The organism is Frankia gtarii (assembly GCF_025403375.1).
Lineage (GTDB): Bacteria > Actinomycetota > Actinomycetes > Frankiales > Frankiaceae > Frankia > Frankia gtarii.
The window spans coordinates 1-8,587 of record NZ_JAMPTM010000280.1 but is presented as its reverse complement, the minus strand read 5'-3'; the positions used below and the strand labels follow the sequence as shown (position 1 = coordinate 8,587).

Below are 8,587 nucleotides of genomic sequence, written 5' to 3'. Positions count from 1 at the left end.
GCGCCGGCCCGGGTGCGCCCCCCGTCCGGGCCCCGCTCGCCGACCACGCCTTCGCGCAGGGCTGTCTCCACCGCGGCGACGGCGTCGACCAGCTCCGCCACGTCCACGCGATCGGAGTCGAAGCTGATGAGAACTCGTCCCAGGCCCTCGTCGACCTGGGCCCAGTCGACGCCGTCCAATCGGTGCAGCGCGGCGACGACCGCACGATGCAGGCGGCGCCGGCGGGCGTCGGCGAAGGCCGGATCCGGCGGTGCGCCCCCGGGCCACGGCGAATGAATCTCGATGTGCGCGTCGCCGTCCCGACTCCACACCCGCCGCGGCCGCCGGTCCGGGCGGGTCAGCTCGATGTTCAGCGTCCGAACGAGCATCACCGCCGCGGACCTCGCCGCGGCCGGGCCGGACAGCCTCACGTGCGGCGGGCTATCACCGAGGCCGAACGGCGCCACCGCCGCGAAAGCCGTTCTGCCCGCGCCTCTCGTGACCATGCCCCTCATGACCACGCTCGCGGTGGCCATTTCCGTTGTGATCGGTGCCACCGGACAGCCCGCCGAGGCCGTGTTCGGCATGCCGGAATCGCCGCCACAGCCCGCGCGGCCCGAGGCCGGTGGGCAGCTCCGCGCTGATCTCGACCTCGGCCTCGCCCGCCCGCGCGGCAGCGGCCTGCGGTCCCATCGCATGCCCAGCCACGTAGGTGCCGGCCGCGATGGCCAGGGCCACCGGCCACTCGATCAGTTCGACCACCGCGAGGGTGCCCAGCCCCAGGTAGTAGGCGGTGCGTCCCGGGGCGGGCAGGCTCAACGGCCCCAACCGGACCTGGCTACCGGGCGCGGTCGGCGGGGAGACCTCGAAGTGGGCGGTGACGAAGGGCAGGCGCAGCGTCGCCGTGCGCACCTCGGTCGATGTGCCCGCGGGACGGCGCGACTGCGCCGCACCCCTCGAAGGGGTGGAGGTCACCCGAACGGCGGAGGAGGCCGTGACCCGGCTGCCGCCGTCCCGGCGGGCGGTGCCCCGGCCCGACGCTGACCTGCCCCCGGGTGCGGTCGACGCCGAGACCGAGGTGCCGCGCCCGGACTCCACGCGGGTCGACGTTGCCCGGCTGGCGGAGCCCGCCTTGGCGGCTCCTGCCCGCGTGACGGTCGAGCGGGCGCCGGCGGCCCGCGCCGTGGTCCCGGTGGCCGATTCCGTCGGCGTCGCCGCGGTGGCGGATCGGCGGGCGGAGACTGTTTGCGTTGTTCCCGCCCGGGTGGAGCCGGCGCGTGCGGAGGTGGACCTGCTCGATGAAGGCCTCGCCGAAGACGCCGAGCTCCCGGCGCGGGGCGCGGTCTTCGCACTCGTAGGCCGCGCCGCTTCCGCCTTCGCGGTGGCGGCCTTCGCGGTGGCGCCCTTCGCGGTGGCGGCCCTGCCGGTGCCAGCTTTGGCGGTGCCGGCCTTCGCGGTGGATGTCCTGGGCCCGCTGGACCCGGACCCCGACGCGGTGGACCCCGACGCGGTGGACCCCGACGCGGTGGATCGGGCGTCCGAGACGCCTGCACCGGTCGTGCCGGTCGTGCCGGGAGATGTGCTGGTCGCGCTGGTCTGCGGCGCGAACGACCCCGCAGCTGCCGGGCCCGGCTGCAAGCTCCCGTCGCCCGGCACGGCATCGCCGGCGGACGATCCGGAGGGCTGCACGGCAGTCGGACTGGCCGAGGCCCCGGCGATGGTGCTCTCACGCGTACCAGCGCTGCTCGGCCCGGCGCCGTTCCTGGAGCTCGTGCTTGCCATGGAGCGCTTCCTCCCCGTCAACCAGCCGGCCGTCAGCTCCGAAGAGTCATCGGACTGCGTCGATGGGTGCACAGCCTTGCAGCTTCGGCGCCACAGCGCTACCGCTCAGCGCAATTATGTGGCTACTTTCTGTTGCAGCATGCGCGGACGGGTCGCCGGCGGAAGCTACGGCCGGCCGGCCGTCAGATCGCCTGGAAACCGGTCGCAAGCAGCCCGAGCGCCTCGTCGAGGAGTGCGACCAGGTCCGCGCCCTCCGCTCGCAGCCACTGCTCGTATGCGGCGACCGAGACCCCGAGATGCGTCGCCGCGACTGCCTGCGGCGCCAGGGCGTCCACTGGTTGACCGGCCCGGCGGGCGACGAATTCGGCGATGACGCCACGCCAGCTTGCGTAGCGCAGCGTCGAGTGTGCCTGCAGGGCAGGGGTGCCCAGGATGAGCGTCATCCGGCGGCGCAGCCAGTCGCCCTCCGCGGGCGGATAGGTGTTGAAGTCGAGAATCGCCCGACGCAGGACGGCAAGCATCGGTTCGCCCGCCGTCGCGGCCGCCAGCGAGGCACGCATGACCTCGAGCTGGCCGTCGAAGTCGCCCCAGGGGACATCGTTCTTGGAGGCGAAGTAGCGGAAGAAGGTACGCCGCCCGATCCCGGCCGCGCGGGCGATGTCGTCGACGGTGGTCTCCTCGAAACCCCGCTCGGTGAACATCTGCAGGGCGAGGTGCTCGAGCTCTGCCGCGCTGGTGGCGGGCCGGCGGCCGGTGCGTCGACCGTCGACACCCGTGGTCATAACGACGGGCACCATTCGCCCCTCACCCCACTTAACTTTCGACACTGAGTGCCACTAATGTCCAAGGCGGCGGTCGGCGGTCGGCCGGCACGCATCGCCGGCATGCCGGTCCTACCGCCTCTGCCCGCCCCGTGCGACCCACCATCACCGTAGAGGAGATCCATGCGGCCCGCGGAAGCGGCGGGTGCATCGCCCGTTCGAGCGGTGGTGACGGCCACCCGGTTGAGCCAGCCGATCGGGCTGCGCGCCGGACGGCGCGCGCCTTCCCGGGTCCTGTTCGGACCGCACGAGACCAACCTGGGCCGGGGGCGGGCGCTGTCCGAGCGACACGTCGCCTACTACGAACGGCGGGCGGCGGGCGGAGCCGGCATGATCGTCACCGAGACCGCCTCGGTCACCTCCGACGACTGGCCCTACGAACGGGCCCCCCTCGCCGCCGACTGCGGGCCCGGTTGGGCCGCCCTGGCCCAGGCGGTCCGCCCGCACGGGACCGTGGTGCTCGCCGGTCTGGGCCACGCCGGCGGGCAGGGGTCGAGCGCGTGGTCGCAGCAGCCGCTGTGGGCTCCCTCCCCGGTGGCCGACGTGGTGAGCCGGGAGGTGCCCGCCGAATTGGACCAGACCACCATCGCGGGCATCATCGCGGGCTTCGCCGCCGGGGCCGGCCGGGCGATGGCGGCCGGGCTCGACGGGGTGGAGATCGACGCAGGGGTGTTCTCCCTGCTGCGGCAGTTCCATTCGGGGCTGACGAACCGGCGCACCGACGGCTACGGCCAGGACAGGCTCCGCCTCACCCGCGAGGTCCTCACGGCGGTCCGCGCGAGCATCGGCGACGCGCGGATCCTCGGCCTTCGGTTGTGCTGCGACGAACTGGCGCCCTGGGCAGGCGTCACCCCGCAGCAGGCGGCCGGCCAGGTGGCCGCGCTCGCCGACCTCGTCGACCTGCTTGTCGTGGTGCGAGGCGGCCCGTTCGCGACGGGCGCGTACCGGCCCGACGCGGCCACCCCACCCGCCTTCAACACCGATCTCGCCCGCCGGATGCGCCGCGCCGCCGGCGGCCGGGTGCCCGTCGTGCTGCAGGGCAGTGTCGTGGACGTCGCCGACGCCGAACGAGCCCTCGCCACCGCGGCCGCGGACGTGGTGGAGATGACGCGCGCGCTGATCGCGGAGCCGGATCTGGTGGCACTGGTCCGCGCGGGCCAGGGTCATCGCGCGCGTCCCTGCGTGCTGTGCAATCAGGCCTGCCAGGTCCGGGATGTCCGCAACCCGCTGGTGAGCTGCATCGGCGAACCCGCCAGCGGCCACGAGACCGTCGAACCCCCGCTGCGCGGGCAGGCTGCGGCGCCGGTGGACGTCCTCGTCGTCGGCGGCGGCCCGGCCGGATTGGAGGCCGCGCGCGTGCTGGCCACCCGCGGGCACCGGGTCCGGCTGGCCGAGCGCACCGCCCGGCTGGGCGGGACGCTGCGGATCGCGGCCCGGGGGGCCGGGCGCGATCGGCTGGCTCGGCTGACCGACTGGTGGGCAGCCGAGTGTCACCGGCTCGGGGTACGGATCTGCCTGAACACCGACATCGGCACCGAGGAGATCGACCGGCTCCGGGCGGCTGGCCACGCCGTGCTGCTCGCCACCGGTTCGGTCCCGGCGCCACCCGCCGCTCGGACCGACCTGCCCGCTCCCGACGCCACGGCGACGATCCAGGTCCTCGACGTGGTCGACGTCCTGACGGCGGGGGCGGCGGTCCTTCCCGCGGGGGCGGTGGTCGTCCATGACCCGCTTGGGGGACCCGTGGGGGTGGCGACCGCGCAGTGGCTGGCCGAGCTCGGCCGCCCGGTCACGATCGTCACGTCCGACCCGGTGGTCGGCGCCCGCCTGGCGGCCGGCGATCTCGCGCCCGCGAACATGCGACTGGCCCGCGCCGGGGTCCACCGCCGGACGCGGTCCCGGATACGCGAGATCGGTCCGGACGGGCTCGGGCTGGAGGACGTGTGGACAGCCCAGCGGCAGATCCTCGCCTGCGCCGCCGTCATCGACTGCGGTCCCCGGCTGCCGCGGGACGCACTGCACACCCGCCGCCCGGAGCTGCCCCGGGCGGGGGACACGATTGCGCCGCGGACCGTCCTGCAGGCCGTCCTGGAAGGCCGTCACCGGGCGCTGGAGATCGGCGCCGGCCCGCCTGACTCCCCCCGGGCGGGCCATGACGTTCCCGGCCCCGACCAGGGTCGATCGGCAGGTACGGAGGATGCCCCGAACGGGCCGCGGCGATCCGCACCCGCCCGGCCGGGCGACGCGGGGACGAACGACGCGGGGACGAGCGAACCTCCAGGGCTGTTCACCCCGCGACAGATCGGGCCGCTGACACTGCCCAACCGAATCGTGTTCTGCGCGCACCTGACCAACTACGCCGACGAGGGCCTGCCGAACGCGCGCCACGCCGCCTACTACGCCGCCCGGGCGGCCGGTGGAACAGGGCTGGTCATCACCGAGGAGCTCACCACCCATCCGGGCGACCGCCCCTACGAGAAGATGATCCGCGGTTTCGATCCGGCGGTGGTCCCCGGTCTGCGGCGGATCGCCGACGCGGTCCACGCGCACGGGGTGCCGGTCCTCGCCCAGCTCAACCACAACGGCGGGCAGTCCTCCTCGACCTACACCCGACTGCCCGTGTGGGCGCCGAGCGCGGTGGCGGACCCGATGTTCCGTGAGGTCCCCAAGGCGATGACGGAGGCCGAGATCGCCGAGGTGGTCGCCGGTTTCGCCCGGGCAGCCACGCACGCCGCGACGGGCGGCTTCGACGGCGTCGAGGTGCAGTGTTCGCACAGCTCCCTGATCCGCGGATTCCTGGCGCCGACCATGAACCGGCGCACCGACCGCTACGGCGGCCCACTCGCGAACCGGGCTCGACTGCTGCTGGAGATCATCGATGCGGTGCGAGCGGCGATCGGGCCCGGCCGGGTCCTGGGCGTGCGGCTTTGTGGCGACGACGGGGTCGAGGGAGGCATCACCCTCGACGAGGCGGTCGCGGTCGCGGCGATGGTCGACGCCACCGGCGCGGTCGACTACCTCAACACGGCCATCGGGGTGGCCACCTCGACGCTGCCGCTGATCGTGCCGAGCATGCAGGTCCGCCCGGGCTACGCGGCGCACATCGCCGCGGCGATCAGGGCCGCGGTCGACCTGCCGGTCGTCGCCGTCGGCAGGTTCACCGACCCGGCGCAGGCCGAACGGGTCCTGGCCGCCGGCCAGGCCGATCTCGTCGGGGTGGTCCGCGGCCAGATCGCCAACCCTGACTTCGCCGCGGCAGCCCGAACGGGCGCTCGCAGCGAAGACGCCCGCGGCGAAGACAGCCACCGCGAAGACAGCCGTGTCGGCGGCGCCCGGGGCGAAGGCGGCACCTGCGTGGCCTGCAACCAGGAGTGCGTGGGCCGGACAGGCCGCAACCGCTGGCTGGGCTGCCTGGTCAACCCGAGGGCGGGCCGGGAGGCGGTAACACTGGCACCGCCGCGCCGACGCGGGCGGCGGGTGTACGTCGTGGGGGGCGGCCCGGGTGGCCTGCGGGCCGCCGTCATCGCGGCCGGACGCGGCCACCGCGTCACCGTCGTCGAGCGTGGCGACCGGCTCGGCGGCCAGGTGCTGCTCGCCTCGCAGCTGCCGGGCCGCAGCGGGCTACGCACACTGGTCGACGACCTCGCCACCCGCCTGGGTGGGCTCGGCGTCGAGGTGCTGCTGGGAACCGTCGCCGACACCGACCTGCTACGCGCCGCCGAACCCGACGCCGTCGTCCTGGCCACCGGGGCCCGGCCGGTCCGGCCCGGCTGGGCGGGTGACGATCCACGGATCGTCGGTGTGCGGGAGGTTCTGAGCGGCGCGGCCAGCCCGCACGGGCGGGTGCTCGTAGTGGACGCCACCGGCTTCCATCAGGCCCCCTCGATGGCGGAGCTGCTCGCCGCCCGCGGCGCCGACGTGACGGTGATCAGTGACGCGATGGTCGTCGGCCAGGATCTCGGTCTCACCCTGGATCTGGAGCGGTGGAACCGGCGCGCGGCCGCCCTGGGCATCCGGCAGGACGGCGACCTCGTCGTGACGGGCTTCGAACCGTCCGGTGCGCCAGGTGGCCGCGGGCAGACCGGCAACGCCGGCGGGCTGACGGTGAACGTGACGCACCATCCCACCGGGGTGGTGCGTCACCACACGGTGGACTGGGTCGTGCACACCGAACCTCCCCGGGCGGAGGACGCGCTGTGGTCCGCGCTGGGGGCGGATGCCCCGTTCGAGCTACACCGAATCGGTGACTGCCTGGCCCCACGGCGCGCGCACGCCGCCATCCTCGAGGGCGACCGGGTCGGTGTCCTGCTCTGAGTCGCCCGAGGCTGCGCGGAGCTACGTCCCACTGCCAAAGTCCGACGATCTTGATGCTCCGCGGAACCGGGCAGGCGTCCCTGCGGATCACTGGCCCGGGTCGACGCCGGTCAGACAGTTAGCCTGGCGAACGCGGAGCCGCGCCACTCGTCCGCACGGCAGGCTCCGTTCGCGGCGGTGTCGACTCGCCCCGGCGGCGGGCCAACCACCACCGGCCGCCCGCGTGCAGACCGCGTAGCGCCCGGCGGACAGCGGGGACCTGGGTGGCTCGGTGCACCTGGTAGCGCCACGGCGGCTGAGGGCCGTGGCGTCCCGCCATCGCATAGGCAAACGACACCGCGCCCGGGTCGCCGCCACCACCGCCGACGCCACCGACGCCACCGACGTCGTGGTCGAGGTAACAGTCCACCTGCTCGAACCAGGCCATGCTGGTCCGCGCCGCCGCCTGCACCGGGTGCAGCGCCCTGCGGCCCCGGACGTCGAACGACCGCAGCGCGGCGCTCAGATCGTCGCCATTGTCGTGGAGGATCTGGGCGAGCATGACCGCGTCGACGATCGCCAACGCCGTCCCGGACCCCAGGGTGAAGTGGGTCGTGTGGGCGGCGTCGCCGAGCAGCACGACGTTGTCGTGGTACCAGCGCTCGTTGGTGATCTCGGTGAAACGCTGCCAGCGCGCGGTCGTGCCGCGGCACTGGCTGATGAGCGCATGGCCATCCAACGACTCGGCGAAGATCTTCTCCAGCTCTCGCAGCGTGTCCACGTCACCACGCTCGTCGAAGCCGAGCCCCTCCCAGGTCCGCCGGGTGCTTTCCACGATGCACGTGCTCAGGCCCGTGCCGGACGGGTAGGCGTGGCACCAGATCCAACCCGCCGGGGTCCGCTCGAAGGCGAAGGCGAAACTGTCGAGGAGCCGGTCCGTCCCCAACCAGATGTAGGGGTTGCTGCCGGTCGTGGCACTGGTCCCGAACGCGTCACCGGCCGCCTGGCGCACCCGGCTGTTCGCACCGTCGGCGGCCACGATCAGGTCAGCGTCGGCATACGGACGCAGATCGTCGACCTCGTGGCGGTATTCCACGTTGACCCCGAGCTCGAGAGCGCGCCGCGCGAGGATCTCGAGCAGCGCTGCCCGCTGCATGCTGAAGCCGTATCCGGCGAGGTGGGCCGCGCCCGCCCCCGCGACGCTGATGCGCTGCTCCTGCCAGAGAGTGGACTGTGCCCGGATGTCGCGCGCGCTGGGCGGGTCGTTACGGAAGAAGACGTCCAGCAGGTTGTCCCAGTAGACGACCCCCCAGCCGTAGGTGGCTCCCGGCGGGTCACGTTCGATCACCGTGACGTCGTGGGCGGGATTGCGCAGCTTCGTGGAAATTGCGAAGTAGAACCCGGCCGGTCCACCGCCGACGCAGACGATCCGCATGCCACTCCCCCTGCTCCCCGTCTCCGCCGGTCTCCCGCGGCTCGGCCGGGACTCCGGCGGCGCGGCGCAACGAACGAAGGGGCGGCGACGGCCGCACGACTTCGTCGGCTCGCCGCTACCCCGTTCGCTGCTGGGAGATCTCCGTTGGTGGGGGGTCGTGATGGTGGGGCGTCGCACCCCCGGGCTGGCGGCCGCGGGGACCGGTCGACCGCCGGACTGTCAGGTGCTGCGGGGATCGGGCCGGGGGCTACCAGCCCCAGCCGCCACCACCCCAGCC

General features: G+C 74.0%; 6 protein-coding genes. 2 read left to right on the top strand and 4 right to left on the bottom strand.

Translation table 11 applies throughout. The features are described 5' to 3' along the window. From NBZ83_RS26920 to mftR, 3 genes are all read right to left on the bottom strand, one after another. On the bottom strand, nucleotides 1-368 hold a 368-nt coding region (locus tag NBZ83_RS26920), incomplete at its 3' end, for a heavy-metal-associated domain-containing protein (RefSeq protein WP_261576036.1). A gap of 55 nt (nucleotides 369-423) precedes the next feature. Beyond that, a complete protein-coding gene (locus tag NBZ83_RS26915; protein WP_261569851.1) occupies nucleotides 424-1,077 on the bottom strand; it encodes a hypothetical protein in 654 nt (217 codons plus the stop codon). 866 nt (nucleotides 1,078-1,943) lie between these two features. Continuing rightward, nucleotides 1,944-2,543 (bottom strand): mycofactocin system transcriptional regulator MftR, encoded by a 600-nt coding sequence (mftR, locus tag NBZ83_RS26910; protein WP_261569850.1) that lies wholly within the window; start codon nucleotides 2,541-2,543, stop codon nucleotides 1,944-1,946. Between the two features lie 162 nt (nucleotides 2,544-2,705). On the opposite strand from mftR, the gene NBZ83_RS34680 reads away from it, so the two are divergent. Next, entirely contained in the window at nucleotides 2,706-6,896 is a 4,191-nt protein-coding gene (locus NBZ83_RS34680) for a mycofactocin system FadH/OYE family oxidoreductase 2 (RefSeq protein WP_261576035.1), read from the top strand. A gap of 118 nt (nucleotides 6,897-7,014) precedes the next feature. Here the strand turns inward: NBZ83_RS34680 and NBZ83_RS26900 are convergent, their stop codons facing one another. After that, nucleotides 7,015-8,310 carry an FAD-dependent monooxygenase gene (locus NBZ83_RS26900; RefSeq protein ID WP_261576034.1) on the bottom strand — a complete coding sequence of 432 codons (1,296 nt, stop codon included), beginning with the start codon at nucleotides 8,308-8,310 and terminating at the stop codon, nucleotides 7,015-7,017. Between NBZ83_RS26900 and NBZ83_RS26895 the strand changes: the two genes are divergently transcribed. Continuing rightward, a partial coding sequence (locus NBZ83_RS26895) for a hypothetical protein (RefSeq protein ID WP_261569847.1) occupies nucleotides 8,309-8,587 on the top strand: 279 nt, incomplete at its 3' end. The two genes, NBZ83_RS26900 and NBZ83_RS26895, sit on opposite strands and share 2 nt — an antisense overlap.